This window comes from Amycolatopsis marina, assembly GCF_900111885.1.
GTDB lineage: Bacteria > Actinomycetota > Actinomycetes > Mycobacteriales > Pseudonocardiaceae > Amycolatopsis > Amycolatopsis marina.
In genome coordinates this window covers 68,156-87,617 of sequence record NZ_FOKG01000010.1, presented here as the reverse complement: position 1 = coordinate 87,617, position 19,462 = coordinate 68,156, and the positions used below count along the sequence as shown (strand labels likewise).

At 65.5% G+C, this 19,462-nt stretch carries 13 protein-coding genes; 3 read left to right on the top strand and 10 right to left on the bottom strand.

The genetic code is table 11. From position 1 onward, the window contains the following. The first annotated feature begins 131 nt into the window (after positions 1-131). Positions 132-1,064 carry a sigma-70 family RNA polymerase sigma factor gene (locus BM199_RS17700; RefSeq protein ID WP_245788429.1) on the top strand — a complete coding sequence of 311 codons (933 nt, stop codon included), beginning with the start codon at positions 132-134 and terminating at the stop codon, positions 1,062-1,064. A gap of 132 nt (positions 1,065-1,196) precedes the next feature. On the opposite strand, the gene BM199_RS17695 is transcribed toward BM199_RS17700, so the two are convergent. The 5 genes from BM199_RS17695 to BM199_RS17675 form a co-directional block, all read right to left on the bottom strand. Next, on the bottom strand, positions 1,197-1,826 hold the full coding sequence (locus BM199_RS17695) for a hypothetical protein (protein WP_143101847.1): 630 nt from the start codon (positions 1,824-1,826) through the stop codon (positions 1,197-1,199). A 205-nt stretch (positions 1,827-2,031) separates the two neighbouring features. Continuing rightward, positions 2,032-2,946, bottom strand: coding sequence for a carbohydrate ABC transporter permease (locus BM199_RS17690; protein WP_091674364.1), 915 nt, complete (start codon positions 2,944-2,946; stop codon positions 2,032-2,034). Continuing rightward, a complete protein-coding gene (locus tag BM199_RS17685; protein ID WP_091674363.1) occupies positions 2,943-4,298 on the bottom strand; it encodes an ABC transporter permease subunit in 1,356 nt (451 codons plus the stop codon). Before BM199_RS17685 ends, BM199_RS17690 begins: the two co-directional genes overlap by 4 nt. Positions 4,299-4,309: 11 nt before the next feature. Then, on the bottom strand, positions 4,310-5,620 hold the full coding sequence (locus BM199_RS17680; RefSeq protein WP_245788428.1) for an ABC transporter substrate-binding protein: 1,311 nt from the start codon (positions 5,618-5,620) through the stop codon (positions 4,310-4,312). Between the two features lie 137 nt (positions 5,621-5,757). Beyond that, a complete protein-coding gene (locus BM199_RS17675) occupies positions 5,758-6,954 on the bottom strand; it encodes an ABC transporter ATP-binding protein (RefSeq protein WP_091674362.1) in 1,197 nt (398 codons plus the stop codon). A 326-nt stretch (positions 6,955-7,280) separates the two neighbouring features. On the opposite strand from BM199_RS17675, the gene BM199_RS17670 reads away from it, so the two are divergent. Together BM199_RS17670 and BM199_RS17665 are read left to right on the top strand one after the other, a co-directional pair. Further along, positions 7,281-7,964, top strand: a complete 684-nt coding sequence (locus tag BM199_RS17670) for a response regulator transcription factor (RefSeq protein WP_091674361.1) — start codon at positions 7,281-7,283, stop codon at positions 7,962-7,964. Next, positions 7,961-9,328 (top strand): sensor histidine kinase, encoded by a 1,368-nt coding sequence (locus BM199_RS17665; protein WP_091674360.1) that lies wholly within the window; start codon positions 7,961-7,963, stop codon positions 9,326-9,328. Before BM199_RS17670 ends, BM199_RS17665 begins: the two co-directional genes overlap by 4 nt. A 46-nt stretch (positions 9,329-9,374) precedes the next feature. On the opposite strand, the gene otsB is transcribed toward BM199_RS17665, so the two are convergent. The 5 genes from otsB to BM199_RS17640 form a co-directional block, all read right to left on the bottom strand. Further along, the gene (gene otsB, locus BM199_RS17660; RefSeq protein ID WP_091674359.1) at positions 9,375-11,921 is read right to left on the bottom strand and encodes a trehalose-phosphatase; all 2,547 of its coding nucleotides are present in this window, start codon (positions 11,919-11,921) and stop codon (positions 9,375-9,377) included. A gap of 154 nt (positions 11,922-12,075) precedes the next feature. After that, a complete protein-coding gene (locus BM199_RS17655; protein ID WP_143101846.1) occupies positions 12,076-13,770 on the bottom strand; it encodes a BCCT family transporter in 1,695 nt (564 codons plus the stop codon). Positions 13,771-14,037: 267 nt separating this feature from the next. Beyond that, positions 14,038-14,430 (bottom strand): ectoine synthase, encoded by a 393-nt coding sequence (locus BM199_RS17650; RefSeq protein ID WP_091674358.1) that lies wholly within the window; start codon positions 14,428-14,430, stop codon positions 14,038-14,040. Between the two features lie 382 nt (positions 14,431-14,812). Continuing rightward, positions 14,813-18,013 (bottom strand): tetratricopeptide repeat protein, encoded by a 3,201-nt coding sequence (locus BM199_RS17645; RefSeq protein WP_091674357.1) that lies wholly within the window; start codon positions 18,011-18,013, stop codon positions 14,813-14,815. An 83-nt stretch (positions 18,014-18,096) separates the two neighbouring features. Continuing rightward, the gene (locus tag BM199_RS17640; protein ID WP_091674356.1) at positions 18,097-19,446 is read right to left on the bottom strand and encodes a hypothetical protein; all 1,350 of its coding nucleotides are present in this window, start codon (positions 19,444-19,446) and stop codon (positions 18,097-18,099) included. Positions 19,447-19,462 lie beyond the last annotated feature (16 nt).

Sequence of the window (19,462 nt, the reverse complement as noted above, 5' to 3'; positions counted from 1 at the left end):
CCACACCGTCGGTGACCGTCCTCACCTGCGGTTTCGCCGCGGTGGCGGAGTCGGCGGCAGAGCAGGGGAATGTGAGCACGCCCGCGCATCCTGAACGGGAACGGGCGAGGCCTGCGCACGGGGAGGCAGTGGTGGCGGAAACACGAGACGACATCGAGGAGCCGGTGGTCTCCATCGACCTGGTCGGGACCTATCTCCACGGAATCAGTCGCACGAGACTGCTCACCCGCTCCGAGGAGGCAACCCTGGCACGGCGTATCGAAGCCGGGCTCTACGCGGACAGGCTGCTCAGCGAAGGCCAGGACCGTTACGACGAAGCAGAACTGCGGATCGTGGCGCAGGACGGCAGGGCGGCCAAGAAACGGCTGCTCGAGGCCAACCTGCGCCTGGTGGTGAGTATCGCCAAGCGGTACACCGGACGCGGCCTTGCCCTGCTCGACCTCATTCAGGAGGGCAACATCGGGCTGATCCGCGCGGTCGAGAAGTTCGACTACACCCCTGGGTTCAAGTTCTCCACCTACGCCACGTGGTGGATCCGGCAGGCGATCACCAGAGCCATGGCCGAGCAGTCCCGCACGATTCGCATTCCCCTGCGTGTTGTGGAAAAGGTGAACCGGGTCAACCGCACCCGGCGGGCCATGTCGATCCAGTTGCAGCGCGAGCCGACACACTCAGAAATCGCCGAGGAGCTGGCGGTTCCCGTCCACGAGGTGCTCGAGCTGCTCTCGTTCGAGCAGGAGCCGCTCAGCCTCGACCAGGACTTCGGCGAGGCCACAAACCGTCCGCTCGCCGAACAGATCGCGAACGATTCGCGACCGGATTCGGCGGACACCATCTCGAACCGGGTACTCCGTCGCGAAGTGGACGGCCTGCTCGCCAGGCTCACCCCGCGGGAACAGCACATGCTCCGGCTCCGCTTCGGTCTGGACGGAAGCCGTCCGCGCACGCTGGACGAGGTCGGCCGGGAGTGCGGTGTCACCCGCGAGCGAGTCCGGCAGATCGAGAAACGGACGTTGGCCAAGCTGCGCACTCCCTCGTCCGATGAGCTGGCCACTGCTTCCTGACGAACGAGGACGGACGGATCGCGGCTGCACTGTCCAGAACAGACACACGATCAGGCACTTGTGCCGAGCAGGTTCGTGGACCTGCTCGGCACAAGCACATGACGCGGCGAATCGGGTCGCGGTACGGCCGGCTCACGCCCTCCAGTTGATCGGATCCGAGCTGTAGCCGGCAGATCCGCGATTGTAGGTGACGGCCGTGATCTCCCCGCTCCGTGAGCCCACCAGGACACAGGACTCGATGCTGGTCCCGGTGTTCCCGCCGGTACGGGGGAACGACCGCTCGACGCATTCGTCCAGGTCACCGATCAGCACGATATTGGAGACCTTGCCGTCAGCCGTACGCCCCTTCAACCGGATCTTGTCCCTGTGGCCGAGCTGCACGTCACCGACGTTGCGTGCGGTGTACCGGACGTAGTAGGGAACGATACCCGCGGAGTCGTCGTCGCCGAACTTCTTGTCGAACGCGGCCTGATCCCCACGCTCGATGGCGGTCACCGTTATCGCGACCATCCCATCACCCTGCTCGGCCTCATACGGGATGACCGCCTTCTCGCCGAGCTTGAGTTCGGTCCCGGGCGGTGTGCTGCCGTCCGACCGCTCCCCCGCCGGGTTCCCGTCCGCACTGCCCGGTTCCGCACTCGAACCCGCGGCCGACGAAGGGGCTTCGGCCGCTTCCTCGCTGTCGCCGCCGCAGGCGGAAACCGTGACCACTGCCGCGGCCGCCACCGTGGCAGCGACCACCTTGGCGCGCATGCGCCTCATGCCGTTCTCCCTCTCGTCAAATCTGTCTGCCCGCACGCACTCGTCGAGCCGTTGTCATGCATATCATCACGCCCCGCACTGCCGTCCTGCCGCACGTCCACGGACTGTGCACACGCGGCGATATACCTGGTCGTGAGGCAAATCCCGGCCCTACCTACTTTTGGGTACGGACCAGGTACGGACGCCACTCACGACAGCCGACCGGCTACTTCGTGGACCCGGCGAGCACGCCCTGCACGAAGAACCGCTGCAGCGAGAAGAACACCGCCAGCGGAACCAGCATCGACACGAAGGAGCCCGCCGCGAGCATGTCGATGTTCGAACCGAACTGCCGCAGCTGTGACTGCAACGCCACCGTGATGGGCTGGTTGTCCGTGCCCGCGAACACCAGGGCGACCAGGAGGTCGTTCCACACCCACAGGAACTGGAAGATGCCGAGCGAGGCGATCGCGGGCAGCCCGATCGGCATGATAACCCGTCGGAACACCACCCACTCCGAGGCACCGTCCATTCTGGCCGCCTCGAGCAGGTCCTTCGGCACTCCGGAGAAGAAGTTCCGGAGCAGGAACACGCCGAAGGGCAGCCCGAACGCCACGTGGAAGAGGATGACACCGGGCAGGGTCCCGAAGATGTCCACGGCGCCGTACAACTTCGCCGTGGGAATCAGCGCGACCTGGATCGGCATCACCAGCATTCCGACGATGCCCACCATCAACCAGTCACGACCGCGGAAGTCCATCCAGGCCAGGGCATAGGCGGCCAGCGACGAGATCACCACGACCAGGAGCGTCGCGGGAACCGAGATCAGCACGGTGTTCCACAGCGCCGACAGAACCGTGCTGTCGGCGAGGAGCTGCTGGTAGTTGTCCAGGGTCAGCTGCGCAGGCGCGGTGAATATCGTCCACCAGCCACTGTCGCCATTGTCGACCTCGCTCCGCAGGGACGAAATGAGCAGTCCGAAGACCGGCATGAGCCAGAACAACGCGACGAGCACGAGGAAGCTTTGGAGTAGCCGGGATCCCAGCAGGCCGGCGAGGCGCGAGACCGCGCTGCGGCGCGGTGGCCCGGACACCTCCGGGTGGTCGATCCGCTCGGGAGGCGGAGCCAATGTCACGGTCATCCTGTTCGCGCCTTTCGGAACCGTCGGATGTTGAACACGATCGCGGGCACCACCAGCAGGAACAAAATGATCGACAGCGCACTGCCGAGCCCCTGGTCACCACCCGCGCCGAAGGACACCTGCCACATCAACAACGCGAGTACGTTCGCCTCCGCCTGCGACGAGCCCGGGGCGACCACGTACACCAGATCGAAGATCTTGAGCACATTGATCACCAGGGTGACGAAGACCACGAGCAGTATCGGGGCCAGCAGCGGCACGGTCACCCTGCGGAAGACCTGGCCTTCCGTGGCTCCGTCCACTCTGGCCGCCTCAAGCGCGTCTCGCGGGATGGCGGCGAGACCCGCCGCCATGAAGGTCATGGCGAAGCCGGTCATGATCCAGATCCAGGCGGAGATGATCACCGGTGTGACCAGATCCGGGCCCAGCCACCCGAGGCCGCGAAACGGCTCGGCGAAGTTCTCCGCCGGAAGCCGCATCGTGTACGGACCGGGCGGCAGATCGGCGAAGATGAAGGTGCCGTCATCGGCGGTGGTGGCAGTCGCCACGACCTGACCGTCGCGCACCGCCTGCACGACGACCTTGGGCATGCCCCGTTCCCCGGCGTCCACTGTGCCGTCGGTACCGCCGGAGGAGACATCCAGCCAGACGCTCCCGCGCAGCTCTCCCGGCTGGACGTCCGGCAACACCGCGGTCTGCGTCTCCGCGGGCATCGACTGGTCCCGGATCCCGACCATGGGAAGCGCGACGACCTCGCCCGCCTCCGCCGGATGCGTGGTGACGAAACCCGCGTCGGATTCGCCGACCAGTTCCTCATCCCTCGGACGAGCTCCTGGGTACTCCGATGACTGGACGAACATGTCGTGGACGGTGACGACCGCGGCATTCGCGACCCCGAGGTCGGGATCCTGGTCGTACACCAGACGGAAGATGACCCCGGACGCGAACAGCGAGATCGCCATCGGCATGAACAACACCAGCCGGAAGGCCGTCGACCACTTGATCCGCTCGGTCAGCACCGCGAACAGCAGACCGAACGCGGTGACCAACGTCGGGGCGACCAGCACCCAGATGAGGTTGTTCTTCAGTGCGATGCTGGTCCGGTCATCGGTGAACGCGTCGATGTAGTTGTCCAGTCCGACGAAGTTCTCCCCCGTTCCGTCGAAAAAGCTGCGACCGAGGGAGAACACCAGCGGATAGGCGATGTACAGCGCCAGCACGATGACACACGGAAGGAGGAACAGCGCCGCCTTCCGGCCGGACCTGCCCTGGATGTCGGAGACCCAGCGTTCCTTGGATTCGGTGTGGCCGACTTCCGTCGCGTCGGCCACACCTGCGTCGTTACCTGCCATGAGAGCTCAGCTCACTCCTGGAACGCTTTGGCGGCGTTGTTCTCGAGATTGCGCATGGCTCCCTCGATGTCGCCCGGATCGGCGACGAAGTCCTGCAGGTCCTTCCACATTCCCGAACCCTTGGTCGCACCGAAGGCCGACGGTGCGAGATCCGACATGTCGAACCGCAGGTTCTCCCCGGCGTCGAGCAACTGCTGGGCGAGCTCGCGGGTCAGTTCGTCGGGGTACGCACCCACATCGAGACCCTTGTTGGGGGAAAGGAATCCCCCGCGCGCGGCCCAGACCTCGGCTGCCTCCGGCGAGGCGAGGAACTTCATCAGCTCCTCGGTGGCCGCGTCCGCGGTGAACGCCACCGCGGCGTCGCCACCGACAACCACACTCGGATCCGCACCGTCGATGCGCGGGAACGGGAAGAAACGCGCGTCGTCGCCGAGTTGGGCGGACGTGCTCGCCGTGATCACACCGGCCACGAAGTCACCTTCGTAGACCATCGCCGCCTTCGGCTCGTTGCCGAACACGTTGCTCACCGAGGTCGGGAACTCGGTCTGCAGGGCACCCCGCGATCCTCCGTCGAGGAACTCCGGCTTCAGGACCTCGCCCAGCACGGTGAGCGCCTCCCGCACCGACGGATCGGTCCACGGGATCTCGTGCCTGCTCAACTTGTCGTACATCTCGGGACCGGCCGTCTGCAGATAGATGTTCTCGAACCAGTCCGTCAGCACCCATCCATCGGCTCCGCCCACGGAGAACGGCGCGATGCCGTTGTCGGACAGCGTTTCCGCGCTGGCCAAAAGATCCGCCATGGTGGCGGGCGGGGTGACGCCGGCCTCGTCGAACAGGGCGGTGTTGTACCAGACGGTCGACTTGTTGGCGGTCTTGAAGAACACCCCGTACGGTGTGTCGTCGACCGACCCGAGGTCGGACCACATCTCCACATAGTTCTCGTTCAGAACGTCCTGGGTCTCCGCACTCAGGGGCTGCAGTGCGCCGGCGCGAGCGAACTGCGTGATCAGTCCGGGCTGCGGGAGGACGGCGACGTTCGGCGGAGTCTTTCCGTCGACCCTGGTCTGCAGCACCGTCGGCAGATCGTCGGTGGCGGAGGTGTAGGTGACCTCGGCCCCGGTCCGCTCCTCGAACAACGCCAGCACCTCTTCGAAGGCGGCCTGTTCGTCACCCGACCACACTCCGGCCACTTCGAGCGTCTGTCCGCTCAGGTCGGCGGACGGCACATCACCTCCCTGGTCTCCGGACCCTCCACATGCGCTCAGCACGAGCGCAGTGGCGGCGACAACGGCGGCACCAGCCAACTTCGTGGTTCTCACGGTTTTCTCCTCAATGTGGACTATTCAGATGAGTGTTATTCACGCGACGTACGTCACCGGTGCACGCGTCTCACCTGCATCGGCCAGCCGCGAGTAGCCCTCCGGGCCACCCCCGTCCGGCCGATCGTGATTAACCCTCAACGGTTCCAGATGGACGCGCCGGTCTTGGGGTCGAAGAAGTGCATGCGCGCGGTATCCACGCGAATCGCGACCTCCTGCCCTTCGAAGACGCGAGTACGAGGGCTGAATCGTCCTACTAGGACAGTGGAGTCTCCGTCACGCTCGACATCGGCGTCACCGAGATCGCGGGCGAGCTCCTTGGTGTCCTCCGTCACGACGGGTTTCGACTGCACCGGAAAATGCACGAGCACGTCGGATCCCATTGCCTCGACGAGATCGGCGACCGAACTCATCGTGTTGTGCGGGCCCGCGTCGGTAAGGGTCGCGTCCTCCATATCCTCGGGACGGATTCCGAGAATCACGTCCCGACCCAGATACTTCTTCAGCGAAGGACGCTGTACCAACACGCTGTCGGGCAATTTTAGGACATGCGCACCGACCTCGACCACGTAACCCTGGCCGTCCCGGTCAGTCAGCCTGGCGTTCATCAGGTTCATGCCGGGAGAGCCGATGAAGCCGGCGACGAAGAGATTGACCGGTCGGTCATAGAGTTCCTGGGGCGGCCCGACCTGCTGCAGCACGCCGCGCTTCATGACCGCGACCCGATCACCCAGCGTCATCGCCTCGGTTTGATCATGTGTGACGTACACGGTCGTCACGTTCAGATCGCGTTGCAACCGGGCGATCTCCGCCCGCATCTGCACCCTGAGCTTCGCGTCGAGATTCGACAGCGGTTCGTCCATCAGGAACGCCTGCGGCTTGCGCACGATGGCGCGTCCCATCGCCACCCGCTGCCGCTGTCCACCGGACAGGTTCTTCGGCTTCCGCTGCAGGTGCTCATCCAGGTCGAGCACCCTGGCGACCTCGCGAACCCGGCTGTCGATCTCCTTCTTGTTCAGCTTCCGCAGGGTCAGACCGAACGCGATGTTGTCGTACACGTTCAGATGCGGATACAGCGCATATGACTGGAACACCATCGCCACGTCGCGGTCCCGTGCCGGGATCTGGTTGACCAGCCGATCACCGATCTTGATTCCACCGCCGCTGATCTCCTCGAGACCGGCGATCATTCTGAGTGCCGTGGTCTTTCCGCATCCGGAAGGGCCGACCAGCACCAGGAACTCGCCGTCGGCGATTTCCAGATCCAGCCCGTTCACAGCGCGTGTGCCGTCCAGGTATTCTTTGTCGAGCTGGGTGAGCACGATGCCCGCCACGGGCCCTCCTCGTCATTGATGAAGGTGACTCTCGGCAGTAGGCCGCCACGGCAGGTCCGTGGTGAGCGCAACCGTAGGAGCACAACCCCTAAGCGACCCTTAAGAAGCGAGAGCAATTCGCTTAACCTGGATCCCGCCGCACGCACTCGACGGTCGCCGACACGAGCCGGAGCAGCGTTCGCGTAACCCGTACCCCGCCCGCACACCGCCCGGTGTGGCTCGACCGAGACGGTCCTGACCTGCGGGAACCCTGGCGTATCAGTCGAACTCCGGTCGTGCCTTCCTGCGGCTTGATTGCCAGCGGGAGGGACCACCCTGGGATTCTTATGTACTCGGTCCTGCTGGTCGAAGACGACCCCGCGGTGCGGGCGGCGATCGTGCGCACCCTCAACTCACACAGCTACTCGGTGCTCGCGGTCGGCACCGCCGCCGAGGCGTTGCGGGAGACGGCGTCGAGCAGATGGGACATGGTGGTTCTCGACCTCGGCCTACCCGATCTCGACGGCAGCGCCGCGTTGCGGATGATCCGAGGCGTCAGTGATGTTCCGGTCATCGTCGCCACGGCGCGCCGGGGGGAAGCCTCCGTCGTCCGACTGCTCGACGACGGTGCCGACGACTATGTGGTCAAGCCGTTCTCCGGCGAACACCTCCTCGCACGCATCCGGGCGTTGTTGCGCAGAACCACACCCGCCCATTCACCCGGTGGCGTCCTCGAGGTCGGAGAGTTACGCATCGACGTCGGCACGCGCGTGGTCTCACTGGCCGGACGCGAGCTCACTCTCACCAAGAAGGAGTTCGACCTGCTCGCCTATCTCGCCGAGCAGCCGGGCCAGGTGGTCACCAAGCGCGCGATCACCGAGCACGTCTGGCACGACAGTGATCCGGGGAGCGTCCAGAGCATCGACGTGCACGTCTCCTGGCTGCGTCGCAAGCTGGGGGAAACCGCCGCGGCGCCGAGGCATCTGCACACCGTTCGTGGCGTCGGCTTGAAGCTGACCACCCCCTCATGACCGTCGTCTTCACCAGATCAGCCCTGTTCTCGTCGACGCTCACGCTCGTCACCGTTCTGCTGACGGCGGTGGTGCTCGACCTGACGTGTACACGGCGGAGTGTCGGCGAGGACTATCGCAGGCAGGCACATCTCGTCGGCGCCGTCGTTCTGGTCAGCACCGACGGGGCCGACATCGGCCGGGTACTGGCGCGGGCCCCCGCGGGTGCGGAGGGAAGGCTGGCTGTGCATTTACCGGACGGCCGGTCATTCGGGACGTCCGGCGCACCACAAACTCAGGTCGCCGAGGTGGCTGGGACCCGGCGAGCGCTCGCCTTTGACGACTCTTGGTCGGGCGAGTCCACCTATCTCCATCCGGTGGTCATCAGCGACACGGAGGTGGCGGTGGTGGAGGTACGCATCCCGGTGCGCTGGTTCAGCTCCGGCTTCGGCACCAGGTTCGCTCTGCTGCTGATGGCCGGGCTCGCGAGCATCGCACTCGCCCTGACATTGGTGCGTATCCGGACGAAACCGGTGGTCGATGCCACGGGCGCGCTGGCGAAGGCCGCGAACCAGTTGGAGCCCGATGCGCTGCCTGTTTCCCTGTCGCCACGCGTCCCCGAGGACCTCCGAAGCCTGCGTGCCGGTCTGATCGCCATCGCCGGACGCTGGGCGAACCTGCGCACGGACGAGCGAAAGCTCATCGCCGACCTATCGCACCGGCTCCGCACGCCACTCACGGCTCTGCGCCTGGACGCGGAATCGTTGGTGCCAGATGTTGTCAGCGAGCGCATTCGCCGATCGATCAACGCGTTGGAAACCGAGGTCGACGAGGTCATCAACCGTTCCGATGCTCCCCCGCCTCCGGCTGCTACCTGGTGTGACCTGGGTGCCGTGGTGCGGGAACGCATGGGGTTCTGGACCACGCTCGCCGAGAACCAGGCCCGTGAGAGCCTGGTGGATCTGACGTCCTCCCCCACCGAGATCGCATTGCCGGAAAAGGCCCTGCGGAGCCTGTTCGACGCCCTGCTGGTCAACGTCTTTCACCACACCCCGCCAGGCACGCCGTTCGCGGTCGTCGTGGTCTCGCATGCGAACTGGGTGACCTTGGTCGTCGACGACGGCGGTAAGGGCATCGCCGATCCCGAGGCGGCTCTACGACGTGGATCCAGTGGAGCCGGGTCGACCGGACTCGGCCTGGACATCGCGCGGACGTGCGTGGAGGAGATCGGTGGGTCGATCCATCTCGAGCAGAGCTCGCTGGGCGGCGCGCGCGTCCGGCTCCGGTTCCCCGAAGCCGGACGCCGCGCGACGAGCGAGGCGCCACGAGCCTGGCGGCTCGGGAAGCGAACACGCCGGGAGTGGACCGATCACGCGGTGCCGTGACGCTCTCCCGCCTCGTCCATGCCCGCTGGCATCACGCGAGCATCAGTCACCCGGACAGCAACTGTGCGCAGCGGATGAGTCCGACGTGGGAGTACGCCTGCGGATGGTTGCCAAGTGATCGCTCGGCGACCGGGTCGTACTCCTCGGGCAGCAGGCCGGTCGGTCCCGCCGAGTCCACCAGGTGCTTGAACAGTTCCTCAGCTTCAAGTCGGCGACCGGTCAGCAGGTAGGCCTCCACCAACCACGCCGTGCAGAAGTGAAAGCCGCCCTCCTTGCCCGGCAGGCCGTCGTCTCGTCGATAACGGTACACAGTGGATCCGTACCGCAGCTGCGCCTCTGTCGCGAGCACGGTCGCGTGGAAGCGCGGGTCCTCCGGATCAAGGAGCCCGGAAAGCCCGATGTGGAGCGTCGCGGCGTCGAGGTCGTCACCGTCGTACGCGGTGGTGAAGGAGCCTACTTCGGCGTTCCACCCGTGTTCGAGGACATCGGTGGCGATCGCCGCACGCAGCTCGGCCCACCTTTCCCGATGGGGCTTGCCCAATGTCTCGGCCAACCGCAACGCACGATCAACGGCCACCCAGCACATGACCTTGGTATACACGTGGTGGCGCGGACGAATCCGCTCTTCCCAAATTCCGTGGTCCGGTTCCTGCCAGCGGCGGTCGACCGCCTCGACCATCTGGGTCACCAGTGCCCACTCCTCCTCCGACAGCCAACCCCGTTCCGCGCCGAGGTCGGTGATCAGTTCGACGACCGGGCCGAACACGTCCAGCTGGACCTGCTGGCCGGCAAGGTTGCCGACGCGCACCGGACGGGAACCGGCATAGCCGGGCAGGGTCTCGATCACCGCCTCCGGTCCGAGCGTGGCTCCACCGAGGGTGTACAGCGGATGAAGACGTTCCGGCCCCGGGAGCTCCGCGAGAATCCTGCCCAGCCAGCCGAGGAATCGTTCGGCGGGCTTCACCGATCCCAGCGAAACCATGCACCGGGCGGTGATGGCGGCATCCCGGATCCAGCAGTAGCGGTAGTCCCAGTTCCGGATACCACCGATCTCCTCGGGAAGGGAGGTGGTCGCCGCGGCCAGGATCGCACCCGTTGTGTCGTGGCACAGTCCGCGCAACGTCAGCGCCGACCGGGCAACCAGGGACCGCTCGACCTGAGGCAGTCGCCGGTCGTTGAGCCAGGACACCCAGTAGGCGCCCGCCAGCGCCCGCCGGGTCGGCTCCGGCAGGTAGTGCGGGCGGGCGCTGGTGGAACCGCACCGAAGCTCGAGTACCACCGAAGCCTTGCCCGCGGGGTTCACCACGGCACGCGCGGTCTCATGTGGACCATCCTGGTCGATCGACCAGCGGACCCCCGGCGCGTACAAGGTGATCGGATCCGATGTCCCGACGACCCGCAGACAATCCCCGTCCGGGACCAGCTTCACCGGGATCTGTCCGAACTCCGGCCGGGGCGCGAACTGAACCACGGCCGGAACATCGCCGGTGATCACCCGAATGAGATCCGTGCGGAAATCGGAGCCCGCATGGTCCAGGTAGTCCGTCACCCGCAGACCGGACCAGCGGGTCTCGACCGTCATCGTGCCGGGGAGGTAACGCTGTCCGAGCGGCAGGCCGGTGCGCGCGGGGGACACCGTGAAGTGGCCTGCCGTGGTGCCCCCGAGCAGCTGCGCGAACAACGCCGAGGAATCAGGTTCCGGATAGCACATCCAGCTCACCGCGCCGTCCGGAGTGACCAGCGCGATCGAACGCTCGTTGGCCAGCATGGAGTGCCGCTCGATCGGTGTCGCCTGTTCCCCGTGCAGCCAGGCATGTCGTTGCTCCTTGAGCAGCGCGAGAGCGAGAGCTACATCCTTGGGGTCGCGCAGCCGGTAGTCGGCGATCGTGTCACCTGGACCGACCTTCACGGACAGATCACCGGAAGCGAGCCTGCCGAACGCGTTCTCGTCCGAAGGACCGTCCCCGATGAAGACGGTGGCGGTGGCCGCACTGTCCCTGCGCACGGAGTCCAGCGCGCGTCCCTTGTCCGTGGGGACAACGGTGAGCTCGACGACCTCGTTGCCCTCGACCACCTGCACTCCGGCGAACTCGGCGCCCCGGACCTCGTCAAGGGTCCGCTGTGCGGTGTGTCGGTCCGCATTGCGGACATGCACGGCGAAGCCGGCAGGCTTGACCTCGAGCGTGACCCCTGTTCTGTCCTGGATGAGCTGTTTGAGCCGCTCGTGCAACTCCTGCTTGTGGCTCAGGGCGCCGCGATCCAGTTGACGAACGAAGCCGGCGTCGAACTCCGAACCGTGACTTCCGACGAGCTGGACCTCGGCGGGCAACCGGGAGAGCGTGGCGAGGTCCCGCAGTGCCCGCCCGGAGATCACCACAGCGCTGGTCTCGTGCAGGGCGGCAAGACCGCGCAGGGCCGCCACGGACTCGGCCAACGGCTTGGCCGCGTCAGGATCCGACACGAAGGGCGCGAGAGTGCCGTCGTAGTCACACCCGACGAGGAGGCGTGGCGTGCGCGCGATTCTGCCGATCTCCTCGCGCAGGCCGGCCGGAAGCGTCGCCACCTCGTCCAAACCAAGTCCTGTCGTCAACATGTGCAGAACCGTATCCGCCTACGTGGAGCTCACCGGCTTCCTTCAGCGAACCGAGCACGTTCGTTAATGCTCTCTTCAGGATGTCCCGCGTCGACTGCTGACGTGAATCGAGGCCGCCGCCCGGCACATTCCGGGCGGCGGCCTCGATCTCGTACTACGTGAGAACCTCACTGTCCTCGTTTGCCGAGGATTTGATTACCGGCACTTCTTTGCTCCGCAACTTGCGCGGCGACGGGAGCAGTTCCTCGTCTGTCACATCCTCTCTCAATGCCTTCACCAGACAGAACATCATCAGGAATGCGATGACAAAGAATGGGAGCCCGAGCACGGTTATGACCTGGGAGAGCGCATCCAATGCCTCACGTCCCGTAGCGGCGATCAGCGTCGCCGCGACCACTCCCTGCAGTACCGCCCAAAAGACACGTTGCCTCGTCGGCGGATTCCACTCGCGCCCTGAACACAGCATGTCTATCACCAGCGACGCCGAGTCCGAGGACGTCGTGAAGAAGACCACGACTATCAGCACCGCGACCGCCATGACGAACTCGGTGGCCGGGAAACTGTCGAGAAACGCGAACAAGGCCCCGGCCGTGTCGCCGTCCTGCACGACCGGCTCGACCAGCTTCCCCGGATCGCCGCTCTCGATCCGCATGGCGGACATCCCGAAGACGCTGAACCACACGATGCTGAACGCGACCGGGGCGCCCAGCACACCGATGACGAACTCCCTGATCGTGCGCCCCTTGGAGATCCGGGCGATGAAAATCCCCACGAACGGCGCCCAGGTGATCGTCCAGGCCCAGTAGAACACCGTCCAGCCGCCCTGCCAGCCCCAGTTGTCACCGGAGAACGCGTCGTTCCAGAACGACAGGGGCACGAGGTGCGTCAGGTACGTTCCGACCGTCTCGATGACTCCCCGCAGCAGGTACACCGTCGAGCCCGCGATCAGCACGAAGACCAGCAATGCGACCGCAAGCCCGATATTGATGTTGGAGAGCCGCTTGATCCCCTTGTCCAGCCCGAGCGCGACCGAGATGACCGCGACGACCGTCACCACAGCGATGATGACGACCTGGGCTGTCCGGCCTTGCTCGATGCCGAACAGCGCACCAAGGCCGGAGTTGATCTGCAGGGTACCGAGCCCGATCGAGACAGCGACGCCGAACAGGGTTCCCAGCACCGCGGTGATGTCGATGATCTTCCCGATGGGACCGTTGATGCGGTCGCCCAGCAGCGGCTGGAAGATGGAACTCACCCGGAACGGCAGCTTCCGGCGGTACGCGAAGTAGGCGAAGGCCAACGCGGGAAGCGCGAAGATCGCCCAGGTGTGCAGACCGAAGTGGTACAGCGTGAATCCCATCGCCTCCTCGCCTGCCGCGTTGCTGAGCGGCGCCGCCGCGCCGGAGGGAACCTCCACCTGCGCGATCTCCTCGGCGCTGAGTCCTTCGAGCACCTCGGGCTGAATTCCGGACTGCGGCGGGTTGGCGTAGTGATTGATCGGCTCGGCGACGCCCCAGAACATGAGAATGGTGCCGATTCCGGCAGCGAACAGCATGCCGAACCAGGTGACGTTGCCGTACTCCGGCCGGGAGTCTTTTCCACCCAGGCGAACATGGCGGTATCGGCCACATGCGATCCAGATCAAGAACACCAGAAAAGATGTGACACCGAAAATATACGTCCAACCAAGGTTTGTCGTGATGAACTCCGACAGCGCCTTGAAAGTCGCGTCAACGGTATCGGTGAAGAGAATCGAAATCGCGACGAACGCGACCGTCAGTATTGCGGAAACAAAGAAGATCGTGGGGTTTGTTCGTAGGCCGAGCTTTTGTTGCAGCCATATGAGCATTCAGCTTTCCCTTCGGATGTCGCCTGAATGACGAGGGAAGCTACGGCCCTGCGCGCCCATTGTCAACAATCGGCTGCAAGCGAGAGTCGCGGCCGTGGGGGAAAATCGGAGGTTGGGACCTACCTCCCCACGACCGCGACTCTCCCGTACCCGAACCGCAGTTCGTCATCCACGGTTCTCGGGAAGCCACTGACCAGCAAACACAAGGCTCTTTACCGCGTATTAAGATGCGTATACACGGTCAGCGAGTGGGCGTATCGCGAGTGTCTAATCCGCTTCCGTGATGAGCGGGTAGACACCGTTCTCATCGTGCACCTCCCGCCCGGTCACCGGGGGGTTGAAGACGCAGACAGCCCGGACGTCCGTCGTGGGACGGACCTCGTGCTTGTCCTGGTTGTTCAGTAGGTACATGGTTCCGGGACGCAACTGGAAGACCTCTCCCGTGGCGCTGTCGACAAGTTCCCCCTCGCCTTCGACCACGAACACGGCCTCGACGTGATTCGCGTACCAGAACTGGTTGACCGTTCCCGCGTAGAGCGTGGTCTCGTGCATCGAGAAACCAACCTTGTCCCCCGCGAGGATCAGCCGCTTGCTGCGCCAGTTCGCAGTTTTGACATCGGCTTCGGTTTCGTTGATCTCAGCAATCGTACGGACGATCACGGTCTTCTCCTCTACGTGGTCTGCGGATGACGCGCCCTGAGCGGTTTCAGGTGCCCATACCTGAAAATCGTTCGTCACACGGGTCGTTCGGAAATGAAGGACGCCGATCCCCGCCGAGCGATAATGAGAGGATCACCGGTGGCGCTGACATATTCCTGCCACCGGTGTTCGGCATTTTCAGCAGCGAACAAGCTGATGGGAGCCGACGGGACCGTGCTGGCGCGGGCGCACTACTGGTCTCCTGGCGCGCCCACCACGCCGCTCGCCGCTCTCGTCCGCCGCTTCAGCGATGGTGCGTCTGCAAGTACCCCCGAGCAAGATCGCCAACGCCGCCAACTACCCCCAACGTCACTCTTCCGGGAAAGTGCCCGGCTGGGGGGTCCTAGGCCGACAGCTCATCGGTCTTCAGCCGCGCACGTAACTGGCCGGCATGCCCGTGGTCCAACTCGGTCAGAATCCCCAACGCCTGTTCCCAGCACTGACGCGCGTCAGCACTCCTGCCAACGGCGACGTACGCGTTGCCAAGAGTCTCGAGAGTTTCCGCTTCCGGAAGCGCCGCGTGTCCCTCCCGGTGGCGCGCACAGGCTTCCTCCAGCACCGAGATCGCGTCCTGGTACTGCCCGATGCTCACCAGAGATTCCCCCAGACTGTGCATCCACACAGCGGCGATCCAGTTGTTCGACTCGCCGGAGTTCAGGTCCAGGGCACGACGGAAGCAGGCGATCGCCTCGCTGTGCCTGCCGAGGCGCTGATACACCGCGCCCATGTTGTTGAATACCACCAACTGCATGTCGTCGTATTGCAGTGCCTCGTTGAAGTGCTCGAGGGCTCGCTCCCAGTCCTCACGCATCGCGGTGATGATGCCCAGATTGCTCAACGCCCACGACTCCTGCTCTCGGTCCCCGATGACGCGGGTGAGTTCCAATGCCCGAGTGACGACCTCCTCAGCCTGATCGAGGTCGCCGAGCTGCCCGTATGCCGAGGACAGGTCGAGCAGTACCGAGGCCTCGCCGAGGTGGTCTCCCGATCCGCGGGCGGCCGCGAGCCCGACCTCACCCGTCCGGATCCACAGATCCCAGTCCCCGATCCGGTCGAAGTAGTCCCGCAGCACCGAGGACAGCTGCCATGCGGTCTGTGGAAAGCCCTGTTCGTGAGCCACCGTCACCGCGGCGACCAGCGCGGCGCGCTCCGCCTCGAGCCACTGGAACGCGTCCTCGTCCTTGGCGAACTCCGGCAGCGGGGCGGATGGCGCGTCGTCCAACACCGGCCGCCTCTTGCGCAACGCGGGAGCGAACACCCTCGCCGCACCGGCGGCGTGCAGGTACCACCGCAGGATTCGGCTGAGCGCCTCCCTGCGGTCGTCCGCCGACTCCTCGGTGAGCAGGTCGCGAGCGTAGTCCCGCAACAGGTCATGCAACCGATAGCGCTCACCGGACACCGCGATGACCAGATGCTCCTCGACAAGGTGATCGAGCAAACCGCGTGCCGTGCCCGCGTCGATCCTGGCGAGTACGGCGGTCGATCCTGCGGTGAAGTCCTCACCGGGATGCAGGCCGAGCAGCTTGAACACCCGCCGCGCTTCGGGGTCGAGAGCTTGGTACGACAGATCGAATGCCGCCCGGACCCGGCGCGTCCCCGCCGCGAGCTCACCCATGCGATCGGCGGCTTCCTCCAACCGCGACGCCAGATCACCCAGCTTCCACGCGGGCCTGGACTGCAGGCGTCGGGCGACCAGCGCCACCGCCAGCGGCAACCTGCCACACAGGTTGATGACGCGGCGGGCGGCGGCGATATCCGTGTGTACCCGGTCCCGGCCCAGGATCCGGACGAGCAGAGCTTCCGCGTCGGACATGGCGAACACGTCCAGCGGGATGGTGTGCGATCCGTCGAGGGCGAGGGAGCGGCGACTGGTCACCAGCACCAGGTTCGCCGATCCCGCGGGGAGCAGTGGCTGCACCTGGTCCAGGCTGACCGCGTTGTCCAGCAGCACCAGCACACGCTTGTCGTGGAGTCGATCGCGGTACAGGGCGGCTCGGTCGTTCACGTCTGGTGGAATCTGGTCACCACGCACTCCCAGCAGATGCAGGAACGAGCCCAGCACCGGCCCTGGCTCGGCAGGTGGCTCGTTCGCGTGACCATGTAGGTCCACATACAGCTGTTGCTCGTAGTAGTTGTTCCTGACCTGCAACTCATGGGCGAGATGCACGGCCAGTCGTGTCTTGCCCACTCCGGCCATGCCTTCGATCGCGATGATCGGAGCGGCCGGCCCACCTTCCAGAGCACTGCTCACCAGGCCGTGCAACACGCTGAGCTCCTGGTCCCTGCCAGTGAAGTCGGCGATGTCCGGCGGCAACTGCCGATGCGCACTAACCGGAGCGTCGTCGTTCGCCGCGGCCTGCGGCACCTCCTGACGCAACACCCGCTGGTGCGCATCGAGAACCTCGGGGCCTGGATCGGCCCCGAGCTCCTCGGCCAGGCGTTTGCGCAGGTCGGCGAACACCGAAAGTGCTCGACCCTGCTGGCCGACGCCCATCAGCGCGATCATCAACCTGGCCTGGGCGATTTCGTTCAGTGGATCGGATTCGACCACCTGACGCAGCAACGGCAGGACATCGGCGTGCCTGCCGAGTTCTTCCGCGACCCTGGCATAGTCGATGACCACGTCCTGCCAGTCGGTGGACAACGCCACGACAGATGGATGAATCCGCAGCGCGGGCTGGTCGGCCAGCGGCGCCCCGCGCCACAGGCTCAGCGACTCGCCGAAAACAGTGAACGCCGCCAGCGGATCTCCGTCTCGCATCGACCGGCGCGCCTGCGCGGCCTGCTTGCGAAAGGCCAGTAGGTCGAGCTGGTCCTCGGTGACCTCGAGCTGATACCCGCCAGAGGTCGCGAACAGCAGTTTGGACTGCGCGGCGTCCGACCTCGCCGACTGCAGTCGCCTGCGCAGCCGGGACATGTTCGTCTGGAGCAGCTCCACCACCTTGGGCGGCGGCTGTTCCCCCCACGCGGCCTCGATCAGCGCGTCCCTGCTGACCGGCAGGTTGGGCGAGAGAGCCAGCAGGCCGAGCAGCAGACGCTGCCTGGCCGACCCGGGATCGACTTCTTTCCCGTCGACCTCGATCGTCAGTGGTCCGAGCACCCGCACCCACAGGTCCTGACCAGGTGCGGGAGCGGATCGGCCAATCCGCAGCAGGTCTTCGGCTTCGCCCGCGGACAGTTCCAGAGCCGATGCGAGCCTGCGCAATGTACCCGCTCTGGGCGCGACAACGCGTCCCTGCTCGAGATCCCGCAGTCCGGCAACGCTCAATCCCGCGAGATCCGCGGCCTGCTGCTGTGTCAAGCCCGCGCGACGGCGGAACAGTTTGATCACTTCGTCCAAGCGTCGCCGCGTACTGCCCATCGCACCCACCATGTTCATCGCCTCTCCACCGGCCTTGTCCCATGGACGCGGCGTCGATGGGATTCGTTCCAGGGGATGTGCAGGATCCGGACTCGCCAGCCGGAAGAGCCAGCGTGTTTCCACTCTGTCATACCGAATCTTCGAGGCAGCGCCCATGCCCAGACCGCCGGAACGCCACTTCATGAACAGATCGTGCGCGCGCCAGCAAGAACCGTGCGCGCCAGCGCAAGCTGACGAGTAACAGCGGAGTGATGTGATGCTCTGGGTCAGCGCATTCGCACGAATTCCTCCGTGTCAGCAGGGAATCCGGGACGCTCGGCGTGAGCGTGTGTTCCTGAGACGGCGCTCAGGAACGAAGCTCGTAGCGAACCGGCGAGGGGATGCTGCTCGCGAGCGAGACTCAGCCGAGACAGGACCGTCTCATCGGTGTCCACGCAACACTCACCGTTCGGCGTCACCCGTTCGAGTTGCTTGCCCGTCTCTTCCACGACTCGGTCGCGGTCGGGCAGCAACTTCCTGGTCATCGCCAGATGCGCCGCACTCACCTCGGCGTTCATCCGGAACAACAGATGGTAATCGGCCAGCCAGGCTTGCTTCGCCACCGACTTGTGCAGCCAGCCGGCAGAACGCGGCACGGACGAGGCGTGCCCCAGGCCGGCCACCCGCAGAATCTGGTCGGACAGGCTCGGCCTGCTCACCAACTCCGACAGCGTCGCTTGCTCGGTCCTGAGCAGACCGGGAAGCAGCCGGAACAGGTGATCGCGAAAACCAGGCGCACCGATACCGAGCAGCAGATCACGCCTGACGTACTCGACGTTCCGCGCAGAACTCGGGGGCACGTCCCCGAGTCGCCAGTGCACACTGAATCGGGCGACGGCATCCGTCGGACTCGTGCCGCCCGACCGTCCGCGCACCAGGTCCTCGGTGAATTCAGCCAGCAGCTGCCGCACGACTCCCAGCAGGGCGGTGGCAACTGCGGCCCGTTCCCGGCCTTCCTCGCCCGAGGGGCTGAGATCCCCTGCACAGATCGGCTCGAGTAGCTCGTTGACGGCCAGTTCGACCGCCTCGCACTTCTTCAGCACAATCAGCAGCGCGGCCTCGCCGGCACCGCTGGTATACGTGCGCACGGAGGAGTCGGAGAAGACTCCTTCGACCACTGCGAGAGGCTGCCCTGCCCACTGGACCCGCACGGTGGGCACGTTCCACCTGACCAACGACGCGAAAGCGTCCCGGCTCGGATGGCCGGTGGCGCTGATCTCCGCGAGTTCGCGGAAGTAACGAAGGAAGTTTCCGCGGCTCTTACCAGTGACGAGGGCGGACAGGCTCCGGGCCGGTTGGGCACGGAGATAGGCGTGCCGTTCCTGCATGTGCTTCGCCACCGAAGCACCGAGCAGGCCGAGTGGTACGAGCAGGCGAGCGGCTCGGTCGGGTGCGAGGCCACGAAGGTCGTCGGGCAGGCGCGGAAGGACTCTCTCGTTCAGTTCCCGGATCAGCTCTTCCGGCTTCGAGCGCCCCGACAGAACCGAATCGTTGAGTTCCCGGAGTCGAATGAGCGTCCAGTCGTTGACGAATCGAATCAGCCTGTCACCGTCGATTCGGCCACCGGAAGGCCACATCCATCCTCCTCGTAGC